The sequence below is a fragment of the Arthrobacter sp. Sr33 genome, from assembly GCF_054511195.1.
The window spans coordinates 76,555-92,778 of record NZ_JBTNDD010000010.1; the positions used below are offsets into that span (position 1 = coordinate 76,555).

Below are 16,224 nucleotides of genomic sequence, written 5' to 3' on the forward strand. Positions count from 1 at the left end.
AATTGCGGCTCTGCACAATTCGTCCGTCGGGTTGCCGTTAAACGCCGAACGCGCCGGCATCCGTGTGCAACACGGCTGCCGGCGCGTTCGTGGGTGGGGCTAGGGTTTGAGCAGTACCTTGATCGCGCGGCGCTCATCCATGGCCTGGTAGGCTGCCGCTGCTTCTTCGAGGGGCATCTCGACGTCGAACACTTTGCCCGGGTTGATCTTCCCGGCGAGGACGTCGGCCAGAAGCTCGGGAATGTAGGTGTGGGCCGGGGCCATGCCGCCGCCCACGGTGATGTTCTTCGAGAACAGCAGGCCGATGGGCAGTTCGGCGCCGCCGGCGGGAACACCAACAAACCCGAGGTTGCCGCCGGGCCGGGTGCTGGCGAGCGCCTGCTCCATCGACTCCTTGGTACCCACACACTCAAGCACCGAGTCGGCCAGCACTCCCCCCAACAATTCCCGGACTTTCTCCACGCCGGCATCGCCACGTTCGGCGACGATGTCGGTGGCGCCGAACTCGCGGGCCAGCGCCTGCCGATCCTCGTGCCGGGACATCGCGATAATGCGTTCCGCGCCGAGTCGCTTTGCGGCGAGCACACCGCACAGCCCGACGGCGCCGTCGCCGACCACCACCACGGTGCGGCCTGGTCCGACCTGGGCGCTGACCGCGGCATGGTGGCCCGTGGACATCACGTCGGAAAGCGTCAGGAGGCTGGCGGTCAGCGCCCGGTCGGGGTCGGCCACGCCATCTACCCGGCGCAGGGTGCCGTCGGCCTGGGGGACGCGGACCGCCTCACCCTGGGCGCCCTCGACGTAGTGGCCGAACTCGTCGTCGCCGCCCCAGGAGGTGAGGTGGTCGCACGCCACCGTCACACCATTGAGGCACTGGGGACATTTGCCGCAACTGTCGACGAAGGGGGCAATCACGAAGTCGCCCACCGCCAGGTCTGTCACCTCGGTGCCGATCTCCTCGACGACTCCGACAAACTCGTGCCCGATCGCGCGGGTGCCGCGGTTCTTGCCGATGCCGCGGTAGGGCCAGAGATCCGAACCGCAGACACAGGAAGCGGTGACCTTCACGATGGCGTCGGTCGGACGCTTGATCGTGGGGTAGTCGCGGTCCTCAACCTTGATGTCGCCGGGACCGTGAATGATGGTGGCACGCATGCATACTCCTCAAACTGGGATGTAGGGGTGTTCAGTTAGCCTAACGCGGCCGTCACGCCCCGAATTCCAGCGCACTGCTCACCAGCCCCGAGGACAGAAAAGGCCCCGGCGGCTGGACTAATCCAGCTGCCGGGGCCCTCCGCTGAAGGAATTACAGTCCCGCGTACACTTCGCGGAGCAGTTTGGCGGTCTCGGACGGCGTCTTGCCGACCTTCACGCCTGCAGCCTCAAGGGCTTCCTTCTTGGCCTGAGCCGTACCCGCTGAGCCGGACACAATGGCGCCGGCGTGGCCCATGGTCTTGCCCTCGGGTGCGGTGAAGCCTGCCACATAGCCGACAACCGGCTTGGTGACGTTGGCTTTGATGTATTCGGCGGCACGCTCTTCGGCGTCGCCACCGATTTCGCCGATCATGACGATGGCCTTGGTCTCGGGGTCCGCCTCGAACGCAGCAAGTGCGTCGATGTGGGTGGTTCCGACGATGGGGTCACCGCCGATGCCGATGGCGGTGGAGAAACCGAGGTCGCGCAGCTCGAACATCATCTGGTAGGTCAGGGTGCCTGACTTGGACACGAGGCCCACGCCACCCTTACCGGTGATGTTCGCCGGGGTGATGCCGACCAGGGACTCCCCCGGCGTGATGATGCCTGGGCAGTTAGGGCCGATGATCCGGGTGACCTGGTTGCCGTCGGCGTCGACCTTGGACTGGGCGAGGGCCCAGAACTCGGCCGAGTCCTGCACGGGGACGCCCTCGGTGATGATTACGACGAGTCCGATGCCGGCCTCGATGGCCTCGATCACCGCGTCCTTGGTGAAGGCCGGGGGGACGAAGACGATCGACACGTCGGCGCCGGTTTCGGTCATCGCTTCGCTGACCTTACCGAAGACCGGCAGGGTGACGTCACCGTGGGTGACGGTGGTGCCAGCCTTGCGGGCGTTGACCCCACCGACCACCTGGGTGCCGGCAGCGAGCATCAGCGCGGTGTGCTTGGTGCCTTCGCCGCCGGTGATGCCCTGCACAATGACCTTGGAGTCTTTGTTGAGAAAAATTGACATACGTTATTCCTTAATCCTTTGGACCCGGCAGAACACTAGCCGGGGAGTGCAGGCTCGATCAGCGGGCGGCGTAAGCCAATTCGGCGGCCTTGTCGGCGCCTTCATCCATGGTGTCGGCGAGGGTGACCATTGGGTGGTTCGCCTCGGCGAGAATGCGGCGGCCTTCCTCAACGTTGTTGCCGTCGAGGCGGACTACCAGTGGCTTGTTTTCCTTGTCGCCCAGGATCTGGAGCGCTTCGACAATGCCGTTGGCGACCGCGTCACACGCGGTGATGCCACCGAACACGTTGACGAACACGCTCTTGACCTGAGGGTCGTTCAGGATGACGTCGAGTCCGGCAGCCATCACAGCAGCCGATGCTCCACCGCCAATGTCCAGGAAGTTCGCTGGACGCACATTGCCGTGGGCTTCGCCGGCGTAGGCGACGACGTCGAGCGTTGACATGACCAGACCGGCACCGTTGCCGATGATCCCCACTTCGCCGTCGAGCTTGACGTAGTTGAGGTCGTTGGCCTTCGCCTTGGCCTCCAGTGGGTCAGCCGAGTCCTGGTCCTCAAGCTCGGCGTGGCCGGCCTGACGGAACGCAGCGTTCTCGTCGATGGTGACTTTGCCGTCGAGGGCAATGATCTCGCCGCTTCCGGTCTGCACCAGCGGATTGACCTCCACCAGGGTGGCGTCTTCTGAGACGAAGACGTCCCACAGCTTGATGATCGCGTGGGCAACACCCTCGCGCAGCTCAGGAGCGAACCCTGCGGTCTCCACGATCTCGTTGGCCTTCGCCTGGTCGATGCCCACAGCGGGGTCGACGGCGATGCGGGCCAGCGCTTCGGGACGCTCAACCGCGAGCTGCTCAATTTCCACGCCGCCCTCCACCGAGCACATGGCCAGGTAGTTGCGGTTGGACCGGTCCAGCAGTACCGAGAAGTAATACTCCTCGGCGATGTCAGCGCCCTGCGCGATCATCACCTTGTGAACGGTGTGGCCCTTGATGTCCATGCCAAGGATGTCCGAGGCGTACTTGAACGCCTCATCGGGGGTCTTTGCGACTTTGACGCCGCCCGCTTTACCGCGGCCTCCAACTTTGACTTGAGCCTTGACGACGACGACACCGCCAATTTTCTCGGCTGCCGCCTTTGCTTCCTCGGGGGTATGCGCCACGATGCCGGCGAGCACGGGTACTCCGTGTGCCTCAAAAAGATCGCGCGCCTGATATTCGAACAGATCCACAGGCCAGTGTCCTTCTACGTCGAAGTAGGTTTACACAGGGAACTTTAGTCCCTTGGCGTTCAGCGCCTTTCACAGACTACCCGTTTAGTGACCAAGGCCACAGTTCTATGGTTTGTAGAAATGTAACCTGATGAGCTAATGAACTACCCCGTCTTGGTCAGCGGCGCATACCTCAGCAGGAGGCGCTTCTCGCCAACGTCGAACGACACTTTCGCCACCGTCTTGTCGCCCGCTCCCTCGACGGCCAGAATGGTCCCGTTGCCGAAGCTGGTGTGGTTGACCTTGTCCCCCACCGCGACTGAGAGCACCTCTTTCTGTGGTTGCACACGCCCGACGACGGTTGCCGACCGGGTGGGCAGCCCGCGCCCGGTGTCGTCGCCACCCGCGGCACCGGCCCCCCAGTAGGATCCGCTGAACCGGTTGTTGCCTCCGATTGCCGCGCCCCCGGACCAGACCGGCCCGGATGCGCCTTCCCGTTTCCACTTGATGAGTTCGCTGGGCACTTCGCCGACAAATTGCGAGGCAGGGTTGTACTGGCTCTGACCCCACATGCTGCGCACCTCGGACCGGGTGATGTAGAGCCGTTTCCGCGCGCGGGTCAGCCCCACGTAGGCGAGCCGGCGTTCCTCGGCCAGCTCCTTTGGGTCGGTAGCTGAGCGCTGATGCGGGAAGATGCCCTGCTCCATGCCGGTCAGGAACACCACCGGAAATTCGAGCCCCTTGGCCGTGTGCAGGGTCATCAGGGTGACCACACCCAGCCTTTTGGCTTCGGCGACCGCCTGTTCCACCTCGGCAGCCGACCCTTCGGGTGCCGAAGGGATCTGGTCGGCGTCAGCCACCAGCGAGACCTGCTCCAGGAAGTCGCCGAGTGTGCCGTCAGGGTTTTCCTGTTCGTACTCGCGGACCACCGCCACGAGTTCCGCAAGGTTTTCCACCCGCGACTCGTCCTGCGGATCGTTGCTCAGCCGTAACTGTGCCAGGTAGCCGGTCTGCTCCAGCACCGCTTCCAGTGCCGCGGAGGCGCCCGACCCGTCGGCCACCTCAGCGAGATCATCGATGAGCTTCACGAAGCCGTTCACTGCATTCAGTGAGCGGGTCGCCAGGCCCGGTGCCTCGCCGGCCCGGCGGAGTCCTGCCATGAAGGACATCCGCTCCCGCTCGGCGAGCGCCGCGACGGCGTATTCGGCCCGGTCCCCGATCCCGCGCTTCGGTTCGTTGAGGATTCGGCGGAGGTTGACGACGTCGTCCTGGTTGACCAGGACCCGCAGGTAGGCGAGCGCGTCCTTGATCTCCTTGCGCTCGTAGAAGCGGGTGCCGCCCACCACCTTGTACGGCAGACCTACGCGCATCAGGATTTCCTCAATGGAGCGGGACTGCGCGTTGGTCCGGTAAAAGATCGCCACGTCGCCAGGACGAAGGTCATCCTCATCCTGGAGGCGGTCGATCTCCTCGGCGATAAACCGGGCTTCCTCGTGCTCGTTTTCGCCCACGTACCCGACGATCGGTTCACCATCACCCTCGGCGGTCCACAGTTTTTTGTCGGGCCGGTCCGGGTTGCGGGAAATCACCGCGTTGGCTGCGCTCAGGATGGTCTGGGTTGAACGGTAGTTCTGTTCCAGCAGGATGGTGCGCGCATTGGGGTAGTCGTTCTCGAACTCGACGATATTCCGGACGTCGGCACCCCGGAACGCGTAGATCGACTGGTCCGAGTCGCCGACCACCGTCAGTTCGGCGAGCGGAATGGCTTCCCCGTTTTCGCTGGGGTCCTCCGTGATGCCAACAATTTCCCGCACCAGGGCGTACTGCGCGTGGTTGGTGTCCTGGTACTCGTCCACCAGGACGTGCCGGAACCGGCGGCGGTAGTAGTCGGCTACCCCGGGGAAGGCCCTGAACATGTAGACGGTCTGGGCGATCAGGTCATCGAAATCCATCGCGTTGGCCTGACGCATCCGCTGCGCGTAACCCTTGTAGACCTCGGCGACTGCCTGCTCGAACGGGTCCGAGTAGTTGGCTGAGCTGGCGTAGCTCTCCTCATCGATCAGTTCATTCTTCAGGGCCGAAATTTTGTGCTGGATGGATTTGGGCGTGAACCGCTTGGGATCCAGATCCAGCCCCTTGGCCACCAGGGTGACGAGCCGCAGCGTGTCGGCTGAATCGTAGATGGAGAAGTTGGAGTTCAGCCCCACGGAGGCTGCCTCCCGCCGCAGGATCCGCACACAGGAGGAGTGGAAGGTGGAGATCCACATGCGCTTGGCGACGTCGCCGACCAGGCCTTCGATGCGTTCGCGCATTTCGGCGGCGGCCTTGTTGGTGAAGGTGATTGCCAGGATCCCACCGTGGTGGGCCCTGCCCATGGCCAACAGGTAGGCAATGCGGTGACTGAGCACCCGGGTTTTGCCCGAGCCGGCGCCCGCAACGATCAGTAGCGGCGACCCGCTGTGGCGGACGGCTTCTTCCTGCTGCGGATTCAGGCCCACCAATAGTTCCCGTGCGCGTGCATCGTCCCGGCGCCCGCCGCTGGAGTGCGGCACCTCAGCGGAACCGTCCGCCGGGTCGGCGGCGGCAGGGCGCGCCGACGACGTCGCGCGCCGCCCTGAACTGGCGGGAGTGGAGCCGAGGTGTGGGTCGAAAAGCATATCCATGGTGCCACCAAGTCTAGTTGCTGGCACCGACGAAACCGGTTGGGCAACCCCACCTCACACCCAAACGCCCGCCGGTTCAACGGAACCGGCGGGCGTTTGAACGCTAGATCGTGATGGCGATTACGGCTTGGCTTCTTCGATATCGTCATGGTCGATACCGAGTTGCAGCAACGTGCCGCTCTTGCGGTCGGCCAGGTAGGCCTTCATCTCGCGCTTGATGACCGGCAGCAGCATGTACACACCGAGCAGGTTCACAAAAGCACAGACGAACAGTGCGGCGTCGGCGAAGTTCAGGACCTGGGCGAAGGTCAGGACGGTGCCGACGACGGTGAAGAAGAGGAACACGCACTTGTAGATGATTTCGGACACCTTGCTGCGTCCGAAGAGGTACTCCCAGGCCTTCAGCCCGTAGTACGACCAGGTGATCAGGGTGGAGAAGGCGAACAGGGCAACAGCGATGGCCAGCACAATCGGGAACCACGAAATGACCGATGCGAAGGCATCCGAGGTGAGGATCACGCCGTCGGGAGCGCCGTCGCCGGCCTGCACCTGGTCGATTCCGGCCTGCAGGCTTGGTGCGCTGGCAATGACAATCGTGAGTGCGGTCATGGTGCAGATAACCACCGTGTCGATGAACGGTTCGAACATCGCGACGAAGCCTTCACTGACCGGACGGCGGGTCTTGACTGCCGAGTGGGCAATTGCTGCGGAGCCCAGGCCGGCCTCGTTGGAGAATGCAGCACGCTGGAAGCCGACGATCATGACACCAATGAAGCCGCCTGCCATACCGGCGGGGGCGAAAGCACCCTCGATGATGGAGCCGAAGGCCGCTGGGACGTTGCCGATGTTGACGACGATCACGAAGAGGCAGGCTGTGATGTAGACGGCTGCCATGGCGGGGACGAGCCGGCTGGTGGTAGCACCGATTGATTTGATGCCGCCGAGGATCACTGCGCCGACAAGTGCGGCGAGGACAATGCCGAAGATCAGGGCAGCGCCCGCGCTGCCGAGGAATCCGTCGTCGCCGCCGGTGACGTTCTGCACCTGGGCGAAGGTCTGGTTGGCCTGGAACATATTGCCACCAGCCACACCGAAGATGAGGATGGCGACGGCAAAGATACCCGTCAGGATCTTTGCGGGCAGTCGGCCAAACTTCTCAAAAGCGATGGGGAGGTATTTGAACGGCCCGCCGCTGACGGTGCCGTCAGGGTGGACCTCGCGGTACTTCACCCCGAGGGTACATTCAGCGAACTTGGTGGCCATACCAAGCAAACCGGCCAGGATCATCCAGAATGTTGCGCCAGGCCCGCCAAGGGCCATAGCGGCGCCGACACCGGCAATGTTGCCAAGTCCGACCGTGCCGGACAGTGCTGAGGTCAGGGCCTGGAAGTGAGGCACCTCTCCCGGGTCGTCTTTGGAGGAATACCTGCCGCGGACCACTTCGTAGGACACCTTGAGGTGCCGGAACTGGACGAAGCCGAAGTAGATGGTGAAGATGATGCCCGCGGCGATCAGCCACGCGACAACTATAGGAAAGCTGACCTCCCCAATGGTGATGGGGAAGAACACGATGTTGGAGAACACCTCAGTTACGGGAGCGAAAACCGAATCGATCGCATCCTCGACCTCAGCCAGCCAGCCAATTTCATCCGCAACGCTGGTCATAGGTAGTGCTTGGTTAATTGCCATTCATCTAAACAACCGCAAAGCGTGGTGTGTTTGCAATCACAGATGCTTCGTATGGCATATTTGTCACCAAAACGTGATGTAGTTCACAGAAAATCCGCAGTTTCACATGGTGGGCTCTGATTTCATCCGACAGCTGGGATAATCACTGCATGTCCAAGACCCGAGCGCAGATCGCCAAGAAGCACGGACCGGCCGCGGCCGGCATGCCCGACGCCGCTCCGACCGCAGTTCCACCACGCAGCAACGGGAACATGCTCCTGATCGCCGCGGCTGCCACGGCAGTTCTCCTGTTCGGGTACTACCACCTCCTCGCGCTGGGCCAGCTGGGCCAGCTCGCCGAGGGGCTGACGATGCCCGACATGATGTTTGGTGGTTACGGGTCGGCCCACGTGGCCGACCTGCAGGCGGCCATGGACGATGACGCGCTCGGCCAGCTCAGCTACCTCCATAAGACTGCGGGAACACTGTTCCCGCTCATCTTCGGCATCGCGTGGCTTCTCCTGATTCAGTTAAATGTTGATCGCCGTTGGCTGCGCTGGCTGCTTTGGGCCCCGCCGCTGCTGTTCGCGGTGGTGGACCTGTGGGAAAACGTGGCAATAGATTCGATGCTGGCGGCCACAGCGCCCGACGACGGCCAGGTTGCCTTGGCCTCGGCGCTCACCATCGCGCGCTGGGTCCTGCTGGGGCTCTCAGCCATCGCAGGACTTCTGGCGGTCCTGCTTCCGGGCAGCGTTCGCGGCAAGCTCCCGGTACTGCTGACCGACCCGAATGGGACAGCGCCCGAAAGCAGGTAAGCTGGTACCGCTGTACCCGCCTCTGTAGCTCAGTAGGATAGAGCGTCCCTCTCCTAAAGGGAAGGTCGTCGGTTCGATTCCGGCCAGGGGCACCACCGTGGATGGGTAGCCCGATGAATGAACCGTTTCGCCTCGGCGCCGCTGATACGCTCCTCAACTATCTGCACGGCTCCTGGACGGTCGAGCGTTCACTGGCCGATCACGCCTCCGGTCTGACGGGCCGGTTCACCGGCGTCGCGACCTTCACGTTCGACGATGGCGCCCTTCGCCACGGCGAGCGCGGCTCCCTCACCTGGGCCGGGTCCTCACCCACACCAGCGACCCGCGAACTGTTCTGGCGGCCGACAGTCGAACCCCAGTCAGCAGAGGTGTTCTTCCCGGACGGCCGCTTTTTCCACTGCCTCGACCTCTCCACCGGCCAGGATTTGCCCGTACATCCGTGCCCACCCGACGTTTACCGGGGAGAGTTCGTCCTGGTGGGTCGGGATCATTGGCAGTACAGGTGGCGGGTCAGCGGCCCCCAGAAGGATCTGACGCTGCTGACGCGCCTCACCCGGACCGCCGAAACGGAATCGTTGAGAAGCAGCCGCGGGGCGTAATGTCGGCCCCTATGAGCCACCTCATTCTCCGACGCGTCCCCCAGCTACTGGTTGGCTTGTTCTGCTACGGCTTTGCCATTGCCATGATGATCCAGGCCGGGATCGGCGTGTCACCGTGGGACGTACTCGGGCAGGGTGTCGCACTCCAGTCGGGGCTCCCCTTCGGTGTCGCCACGAACATCATTGGGCTGCTGGTGCTCCTGCTCTGGATTCCTATCCGGCAGAAGCCGGGCATCGGGACGGTACTCAACGTGGCGCTGGTGGGCCCCAGCGCAGAGGTGGGCCTGGCCATACTTCCGATGCCGACGGAACTCTGGGCGCAGATCCTGTTGTTTACCGGTGGGCTCACCCTCCTGGCGCTGGCAACCGGACTGTACATCGGTGCCCGGATGGGCCCCGGACCCCGGGACGGGTTGATGACCGGTATTCACCGGAAGTGGGGCTGGAAGATCTGGAAGGTTCGTACGCTCATCGAACTCACTGTGCTGGCCATCGGGTGGGTGCTCGGCGGGACCGTCGGCGTCGGCACCGTCGCCTTTGCCCTCCTAATAGGGCCCATGGTCAACGCAGCGCTTCCTCTGCTTCACATTCCGGACCCGCGCCCCCGTGGCGGCGCGGCCGGCACCGCAGCTCCTGCCACCTGACACGGTCTGCACGGAACTAGACTCCGGGCGCCACGTTCTTCCTGACCGCGAACTGGGTGCGGTGCAGTTCCGCGTACCTGCCGCCACGCTCCAGCAGTTCGTCGTGGGTTCCGCGTTCGGCAATCTGGCCGTCCTCGATCACGAGGATCTGGTCGGCGGTGCGGATGGTCGAGAGCCGGTGGGCGATGACGACGGCGGTCCGCCCCTCCAGTGCTTCACTGAGCGCTGCCTGGACTGCCGCCTCGGAGGTGGAGTCCAGTGCGGCGGTCGCCTCGTCCAGGATGACCACCCGGGGTTGGGCCAGCAGGAGCCGGGCGATCGTCATGCGCTGGCGTTCGCCGCCGGAAAGCCGGTAGCCGCGCTCCCCCACCATGGTGTCCAGCTGATCGGGCAGTGACCTCAGCAGCGGTTCGAGCCGGGCACGCCGGACGGCGTCCCAGATCTCCTCGTCGGTCGCCCCGGGCCGTGCCAGTAGCAGATTCGATTTGATGGTCTCGTGGAAGAGGTGGCCGTCCTGGGTGACCATGCCCATGGTGTGCCGGAGCGATTCGAAGGTCACGTCCCGCACGTCGGTGCCAGCGAGGCGGACCGCGCCGCTGTCGACGTCGTACAACCGGGACAGCAACTGCGCGATCGTGGATTTGCCGGCACCCGATGTTCCCACCAGGGCGATCGTCTGGCCCGGTTCCACCCGGAAGGACACCCCGTGCAGCACCTCCTCGCCGCCCCGGGTATCCAGGGTGGAGACCTCCTCCAGTGAGGCGAGGGACACCTTGTCCGCCGAGGGGTAGGCGAACCGGACGTCGTCGAACTCCACTGAGACCGGACCGTCGGGGATACGTCCCGCGTCGGGCTTCTCCTTGATCAGCGGGTCCAGGTCGAGGACCTCGAAGACGCGCTCGAAGCTGACCAGCGCGCTCATGATTTCCACCCGGGCGTTGGCCAGGTTGGTCAGGGGTGCGTACAGGCGGGTGAGCAGCAGCGCGAGCGTGACCACCTCACCCGTGTTCAACGCACCGTTCAGGGCCAGGGCACCGCCGAGGCCGTACACCAGGGCGAGGGCGAGCGCGGAGACCAGCATCAGTGCGGTGACGAAGACCCACTGGAGCATGGCCATCCGGACGCCAATGTCGCGGACCCGTGCGGCGCGGACCGCGAATTCCTGCGACTCCTCGTCCGGGCGGCCGAACAGTTTGACCAGGGTGGCGCCGGGGGCGGAAAAGCGCTCGGTCATCTGCGTGCTCATCGCCGAGTTGTGGTCGGCTGCCTCGCGACGCAGGGCGGCGAGGCGGTTGCCCATCCGGCGGGCGGGCAGCAGGAAGATCGGCAGCATGATGACGGCCAGCACGGTGACCAGGACCGACGTCGTCAGCATGACCACCAGGGTGAGGGCGAGCGCCACAATGTTGCTGACCACCCCGGAGAGGGTGCCACTGAAGGCCTGCTGCGCGCCGATCACGTCGTTGTTGAGCCGGCTGACCAGCGCGCCCGTCCGGGTGCGGGTGAAGAAGGCGATCGGCATTTTCTGTACGTGGTCGAAAACGGTGGTGCGCAGGTCCAGGATGACTCCCTCACCGATCTTCGAGGAGAACCAGCGGGTCGCCATGGACACCACGGCGTCGGCAACCGCTACCAGCGCGATGACGACGGCCAGCCAGATGACTGTTTCAAGCCCGGTGCCGGCAATGATCTCGTTGACCACCTGGCCAGCGAGGACCGGCGTCGCGACCGCGAGGAAAGCGGACACCACCGACAACGCGATGAAGAAGATCAGTTTGGTCCGGTACGGCACAGCAAATCTCAGGATGCGTTTCAGCGTTTCCTTCGAGAATTTGTTGTTGCTGTCCTTGGCGGTGGAAATCCGGTACAGGGAATTCCAGGCAGCGCCTTCCATGCTCATGTATAAGCCTCCGTTGCTCTGGTGTTCAGCTTATGCCCGCAACCCCCGGGGACGAGTCCGGAGCGGCCCAAGGTCGCACGGATCACACCGGCGACCGGAACTAATTCCGCTGAGGGCTTTGTTGCACTATGTGGCTCCGCACGTTGTGCCCGCACAACCATGCCCTGTACAACGGCAGGAGACCCCTGAACCATCCCCAGTTATTAAGGACCCGCAAAAATGTTGACCCGTCGTCTTTCAATTCTTGGCGCAGCCACCGCTCTCACCCTGGGCCTGGCGGCCTGCGGCGGCGGAGAAACCACCGGGGAGCCAGCTGACGGCAGCGCCTCTGCGGGACCCACCACGCTGCAGGAAATCCAGGATGCCGGCGTCATCACCGTCGGCACCGAGGGAACCTACCGTCCCTTCAGTTTCCATGAGGGCGGCGCGGGCGATCTGACCGGGTTCGACGTCGAAGTCATCACCGCCGTCGCCGAGGAACTCGGGGTCGAGGCGGAGTTCGAGGAAACCCAGTGGGACGCCATCTTCGCCGGACTGGATGCCGGCCGGTTCGACGTCATCGCCAACCAGGTGTCAATTACCGATCAGCGCCTGGAAACCTATGACTTCTCCGATCCTTACACGGTCAGCACCGGTGTGATCGTCACCAGCGCCGACAACACCGAGATCACCTCCTTCGAGGACCTTGAGGGTAAGACCACCGCCCAGTCGCTGACCAGCAACTGGCACGAACTGGCGCAGGAAAGCGGTGCCGAAATTGAGGCAGTCGAAGGGTGGGCGCAGTCAGTCGCACTCCTGGAACAGGGGCGGGTGGACGCCACGATCAACGACACGCTGACCTACCTGGACTACCAGCAGACCAACCCCACCGACGCGATCAAGATCGCCGCTGAAACCGATGAGGAATCCCTGAGTGCCTTCGCCTTCACCAAGGGCAGCGACGACCTGATTGCCGCAGTCGACGAGGCCCTCGCCAGTCTGCGTGCAGACGGTACGCTTGCCGAGATCTCGGAGAAGTACTTCGGCTCCGACGTCACCGAATAGCACCGGCTAGCCACACGGAGGAACACCATCGACTGGACACTGTTCTGGGATTCGCTCTGGCCTCTGGTCCTGGGCGGGCTGACGGGCACCATCCCGCTGTCCCTGTCGTCGTTTGTCCTCGGCCTGCTCCTGGCGCTCGTGATCGCTTTGATGCGGTTGAGCAGCAACCGGTTCGCGTCAGGAGCGGCCCGGGTGTACGTCTCGATCATCAGGGGCACTCCCCTGCTGGTGCAGCTGTTCGTCATTTTCTATGGGCTGCCCTCGATCGGGCTGGTGATTGATCCCTGGCCCAGCGCCATCATCGCGTTCTCCCTGAACGTGGCGGGCTACGCGGCGGAGATCATCCGTGCGGCGATCCTGTCCGTCCCCAAGGGCCAATGGGAGGCCGGGCACACCATTGGCATGTCCCGCACCCGGACCCTGCGCCGGATTATCCTGCCGCAGGCCGCCCGTGTGTCGGTACCACCCCTATCCAACACGTTCATCAGCCTGGTGAAGGACACTTCCCTGGCATCACTGATCCTGGTGACCGAGCTGTTCCGCCAGGCGCAGGAGATCGCAGCGTTCAGCCAGCAATTCATGATGTTGTATCTGGAGGCCGCGCTGGTCTACTGGGTGTTCTGCCTCGTTCTCTCCAGCGGGCAGTCCTATCTGGAGAAGAGGTTGGATCGTTATGTCGCACACTGAGCCCGCTGCCGGCCGCTCCGGTGAGCCGGGAAACCTGCTGACCGTGACCGGACTCAGTAAATCGTTCGGCGACAACGTGGTGCTGAAGTCGATCGACCTGGCGGTCCGGCCCGGTCAGGTCACTGCCCTGATCGGGCCGTCCGGCTCCGGTAAAACCACAGTGCTCCGCTGCCTCAACGGGCTCGAGACGCCCGACGGCGGAACAGTCTCGGTCGCGGGTGGACCATCGGTGGATTTCGGCGGGCAGGTCAAAGCCAGGGACCTGTCGGCGTTGCGCGACCAGAGCGCCATGGTCTTCCAGCACTACAACCTGTTTCCCCACATGACCGTCCTTCAGAACGTCATCGAAGGACCCATGCAGGTCAAGAAAACCCGCAGGGCCGACGCCGTCCGGGACGCCGAGGCGCTGCTCGCCCGGGTGGGACTGGCCGACAAGAAGGACCAGTACCCGTTTGAACTGTCGGGCGGGCAGCAGCAGCGGGTCGGTATTGTGCGGGCCCTGGCCCTGAAACCGGCGCTGCTGCTCTTTGATGAACCCACCTCGGCGCTCGACCCGGAGCTCGTGGGTGAAGTCCTGGGTGTCATCAAGGAACTAGCCGACGAGCAATGGACCATGGTGATCGTTACCCATGAGCTGGCCTTCGCCCGCGAAGTTGCCGATGAAGTGGTCTTCATGGACGGCGGCGTGGTGATCGAACGCGGCCACCCCGACACCGTGCTGCGGGCGCCCAAAGCGGAGCGGACCAAACGGTTCGTCCAGCGCCTCCTCCACCCGTTCTGACCCGTTCTGCGACTTTTTGGAGATTTCCCATGACCCAGCACACCCCTGACCGGACTCACCTCCAGCAGTGGCGCAGCTTCCGTGAGCAGCGCGACGGCTCCCTCGCCGTCGGCCATGGCTGGCTGACCCTGACGTCCCTGCAGTGGCTACCAACTGAGCCGACGGCATTGGAACTGGTGCCCGGCCTCTGGAGTGCAGGGCTGCCCGGTTCCGCCGAGGGCGCCACCCTGACCGCCCAGGTCGCTGACGGCCTGACCCTCGCAAGCACCGGGGCGCCAGTCAGTGGAACGATCACCCAGCTCCTCGACGACGGCGATTCCCTTAACTGGGTGCGCTATCAGGACACAGTGGTGGAACTCGCGGTCCGCGGCAACCGCTACGTGGTGCGGACCCGCGACAACACGGCCCCCACATTCACCGGGTTCGACGGCGTGCCCGTCTTCGAGTACGACTCCTTCGCGGTGGCCGAGGGCCGCTACACTGCCTTTCCGGCGGCGCGTGAGATACCGATCCGGACCGCCCATCCCGAGGTCGACGACGTCGCCCAGGCGACCGGAACGGTTTCCTTTGTCATCGGTGGCGATGAACATACCCTGATGGCCGAACAGCAGCGGGACGGCTCCCTGAAAGTGGCGTTCCATGATGCGACGAACAAGGACACCACTGCCGGGTGGCGTTTCCTTGTCACCGACCGGGTGTCACCTGACGGTCGGGTCCAGCTCGACTTCAACCGTGCGTTGAACTACCCGAGCGCGTTCACCCCGTATGGCACCTGCCCGCGGCCGATCGACGGTAACCGCATCGGCGTCCCGGTGGAAGCCGGCGAACGCATTCCCGGCTAGCATCGTCGTCGTGCCCGCTTGGCCCGTTTCGGTGAGGAACCTGGACATCCGTGGGCAACTTTCGCTGTATGTCAGCCTTGGGTGAGACACTTTGGTGCTCACCGCTACGGCGCCACCACACCGAGCTCACGGCGCACCATGGGCAGCACCTCGGTGCCGAGCAGTTCAATCGACTCGAGTACCTGCGCCTGCGGCACGGAGGACCAGTCGAGCTGCAGAATGTGGCGGTCGTGCTGCATCTGTGAGTGGGCCAGCACAATCTTCTCCGCCACTTCCTCGGGGTTCCCCACGAAGATCGCCCCGGTGCGTGCCGCCTGCATGTTGTAGGTGACCTCGCTCGGCATCGGGAAGCCCCGCTCCGATGAAATCCGCTTCATCGTGTCCAGCCAGTACGGCTTGAAGACGGCTGGGGCGTCCTTCCTCAACACCAGCCCGACGCCGCTCAGGCCCACCTTCAGGGTCGAGGGGTCATGGCCCGCCCGGGCAGCTGTCTCGCGATAGAGCTGCGCGTGCTGGGCGAAGTTCCCCACGGCTCCGCCAAGCAAGGCGAAGATCACGGGTGTGCCCAGGCGTGCAGCCCGCACTGACGACGCCGGTGTGCCGCCGGTAGCGATCCAGATGTCGAGGTGCCCTGAGGTGGGCCGCGGCAGGATCAACGCATCATCCAAGGCGGCACGGAACTTGCCGGTCCAGGTAATGCGTTCAGCGGCGTCGAGCTGCAGCAGCAGCCGGATTTTCTCCTCATAGAGCTCTTCGTAGTCCCCGAGTTCCGCCCCGAACAGCGGATAGGACTCGATGAAGGACCCCCGCCCGGCCGTGAGCTCAGCCCGGCCTCCGGAGAGGAGGTCGAGGGTCGCGAACTGCTGGTACACCCGCACCGGGTCCTCGGTGCTCAGGACTGTGACCGCCGAGCCGAGGTGGATCCTGGTGGTCTGCGCGGCGGCCGCGGCGAGCACGGGCACCACCGACGACACGGCGTAGTCCGGGCGGTGGTGTTCACCGATGCCGAAATAGTCCAGTCCCACCTGGTCGGCGAGCCGGGCCCGCTCCAGCAGGTCCGCCATCCGCTGCTGCGGCGAAACCCGCTCTCCCGTCACCGGGTTGGGGTGGATGTCCCCGAAACTGTAGATACCGAGTTCCATGCGCGAGGCCCCTGACGTCGGTG

14 protein-coding genes and 1 tRNA gene are annotated in these 16,224 nt (G+C 64.3%); 8 read left to right on the top strand and 7 right to left on the bottom strand.

The features are described from left to right. Positions 1-99: 99 nt before the first annotated feature. From ACX80T_RS13550 to ACX80T_RS13570, 5 genes are all read right to left on the bottom strand, one after another. On the bottom strand, positions 100-1,155 hold the full coding sequence (locus ACX80T_RS13550) for a zinc-dependent alcohol dehydrogenase family protein (protein ID WP_024475443.1): 1,056 nt from the start codon (positions 1,153-1,155) through the stop codon (positions 100-102). A 151-nt stretch (positions 1,156-1,306) separates the two neighbouring features. Beyond that, positions 1,307-2,209, bottom strand: coding sequence for a succinate--CoA ligase subunit alpha (gene sucD, locus ACX80T_RS13555; RefSeq protein ID WP_019483852.1), 903 nt, complete (start codon positions 2,207-2,209; stop codon positions 1,307-1,309). 58 nt (positions 2,210-2,267) lie between these two features. Next, on the bottom strand, positions 2,268-3,437 hold the full coding sequence (gene sucC / locus ACX80T_RS13560; RefSeq protein WP_019483851.1) for an ADP-forming succinate--CoA ligase subunit beta: 1,170 nt from the start codon (positions 3,435-3,437) through the stop codon (positions 2,268-2,270). 143 nt (positions 3,438-3,580) lie between these two features. Beyond that, positions 3,581-6,073 carry a DNA helicase PcrA gene (pcrA, locus tag ACX80T_RS13565; RefSeq protein ID WP_459304688.1) on the bottom strand — a complete coding sequence of 831 codons (2,493 nt, stop codon included), beginning with the start codon at positions 6,071-6,073 and terminating at the stop codon, positions 3,581-3,583. A gap of 126 nt (positions 6,074-6,199) precedes the next feature. After that, positions 6,200-7,744, bottom strand: coding sequence for an alanine/glycine:cation symporter family protein (locus ACX80T_RS13570; RefSeq protein ID WP_459304664.1), 1,545 nt, complete (start codon positions 7,742-7,744; stop codon positions 6,200-6,202). A gap of 173 nt (positions 7,745-7,917) precedes the next feature. On the opposite strand from ACX80T_RS13570, the gene ACX80T_RS13575 reads away from it, so the two are divergent. From ACX80T_RS13575 to yczE, 4 genes are all read left to right on the top strand, one after another. After that, the gene (locus ACX80T_RS13575) at positions 7,918-8,562 is read left to right on the top strand and encodes a hypothetical protein (protein ID WP_459304665.1); all 645 of its coding nucleotides are present in this window, start codon (positions 7,918-7,920) and stop codon (positions 8,560-8,562) included. Positions 8,563-8,580: 18 nt separating this feature from the next. After that, a tRNA-Arg gene (locus ACX80T_RS13580) sits at positions 8,581-8,657 on the top strand. Positions 8,658-8,675: 18 nt separating this feature from the next. After that, positions 8,676-9,161, top strand: a complete 486-nt coding sequence (locus ACX80T_RS13585; RefSeq protein ID WP_459304666.1) for a DUF6314 family protein — start codon at positions 8,676-8,678, stop codon at positions 9,159-9,161. Between the two features lie 11 nt (positions 9,162-9,172). Beyond that, entirely contained in the window at positions 9,173-9,805 is a 633-nt protein-coding gene (gene yczE / locus ACX80T_RS13590) for a membrane protein YczE (RefSeq protein WP_459304667.1), read from the top strand. Between the two features lie 16 nt (positions 9,806-9,821). Here yczE and ACX80T_RS13595 read toward each other — a convergent pair whose 3' ends face one another. After that, positions 9,822-11,705: an ABC transporter ATP-binding protein gene (locus tag ACX80T_RS13595; protein WP_459304668.1), complete on the bottom strand. Its 1,884-nt coding sequence runs from the start codon at positions 11,703-11,705 to the stop codon at positions 9,822-9,824. A gap of 219 nt (positions 11,706-11,924) precedes the next feature. Between ACX80T_RS13595 and ACX80T_RS13600 the strand changes: the two genes are divergently transcribed. The 4 genes from ACX80T_RS13600 to ACX80T_RS13615 are packed head-to-tail and all read left to right on the top strand — an operon-like array spanning position 11,925 to position 15,059. After that, positions 11,925-12,749: an amino acid ABC transporter substrate-binding protein gene (locus ACX80T_RS13600; RefSeq protein ID WP_019483845.1), complete on the top strand. Its 825-nt coding sequence runs from the start codon at positions 11,925-11,927 to the stop codon at positions 12,747-12,749. 27 nt (positions 12,750-12,776) lie between these two features. Further along, positions 12,777-13,436: an amino acid ABC transporter permease gene (locus ACX80T_RS13605; RefSeq protein ID WP_024476481.1), complete on the top strand. Its 660-nt coding sequence runs from the start codon at positions 12,777-12,779 to the stop codon at positions 13,434-13,436. Continuing rightward, a complete protein-coding gene (locus tag ACX80T_RS13610; protein WP_019483843.1) occupies positions 13,423-14,217 on the top strand; it encodes an amino acid ABC transporter ATP-binding protein in 795 nt (264 codons plus the stop codon). Before ACX80T_RS13605 ends, ACX80T_RS13610 begins: the two co-directional genes overlap by 14 nt. A 29-nt stretch (positions 14,218-14,246) precedes the next feature. Next, positions 14,247-15,059: a DUF1684 domain-containing protein gene (locus ACX80T_RS13615; protein WP_019483842.1), complete on the top strand. Its 813-nt coding sequence runs from the start codon at positions 14,247-14,249 to the stop codon at positions 15,057-15,059. Positions 15,060-15,163: 104 nt separating this feature from the next. Here ACX80T_RS13615 and ACX80T_RS13620 read toward each other — a convergent pair whose 3' ends face one another. After that, entirely contained in the window at positions 15,164-16,201 is a 1,038-nt protein-coding gene (locus ACX80T_RS13620) for an LLM class flavin-dependent oxidoreductase (RefSeq protein ID WP_019483841.1), read from the bottom strand. Positions 16,202-16,224: the final 23 nt, after the last annotated feature.

Excerpts from the sequence above, each read along its gene's own strand:
- pcrA (WP_459304688.1), bottom strand. The coding sequence starts at position 6,073 with ATGCTTTTCGACCCACACCTCGGCTCCACTCCCGCCAGTTCAGGGCGG.
- sucD (WP_019483852.1), bottom strand. The coding sequence starts at position 2,209 with ATGTCAATTTTTCTCAACAAAGACTCCAAGGTCATTGTGCAGGGCATC.
- yczE (WP_459304667.1), top strand. The coding sequence starts at position 9,173 with ATGAGCCACCTCATTCTCCGACGCGTCCCCCAGCTACTGGTTGGCTTG.
- ACX80T_RS13585 (WP_459304666.1), top strand. The coding sequence starts at position 8,676 with ATGAATGAACCGTTTCGCCTCGGCGCCGCTGATACGCTCCTCAACTAT.
- ACX80T_RS13570 (WP_459304664.1), bottom strand. The coding sequence starts at position 7,744 with ATGACCAGCGTTGCGGATGAAATTGGCTGGCTGGCTGAGGTCGAGGAT.
- ACX80T_RS13595 (WP_459304668.1), bottom strand. The coding sequence starts at position 11,705 with ATGAGCATGGAAGGCGCTGCCTGGAATTCCCTGTACCGGATTTCCACC.
- ACX80T_RS13615 (WP_019483842.1), top strand. The coding sequence starts at position 14,247 with ATGACCCAGCACACCCCTGACCGGACTCACCTCCAGCAGTGGCGCAGC.
- ACX80T_RS13575 (WP_459304665.1), top strand. The coding sequence starts at position 7,918 with ATGTCCAAGACCCGAGCGCAGATCGCCAAGAAGCACGGACCGGCCGCG.
- ACX80T_RS13550 (WP_024475443.1), bottom strand. The coding sequence starts at position 1,155 with ATGCGTGCCACCATCATTCACGGTCCCGGCGACATCAAGGTTGAGGAC.
- ACX80T_RS13620 (WP_019483841.1), bottom strand. The coding sequence starts at position 16,201 with ATGGAACTCGGTATCTACAGTTTCGGGGACATCCACCCCAACCCGGTG.
- ACX80T_RS13610 (WP_019483843.1), top strand. The coding sequence starts at position 13,423 with ATGTCGCACACTGAGCCCGCTGCCGGCCGCTCCGGTGAGCCGGGAAAC.
- ACX80T_RS13600 (WP_019483845.1), top strand. The coding sequence starts at position 11,925 with ATGTTGACCCGTCGTCTTTCAATTCTTGGCGCAGCCACCGCTCTCACC.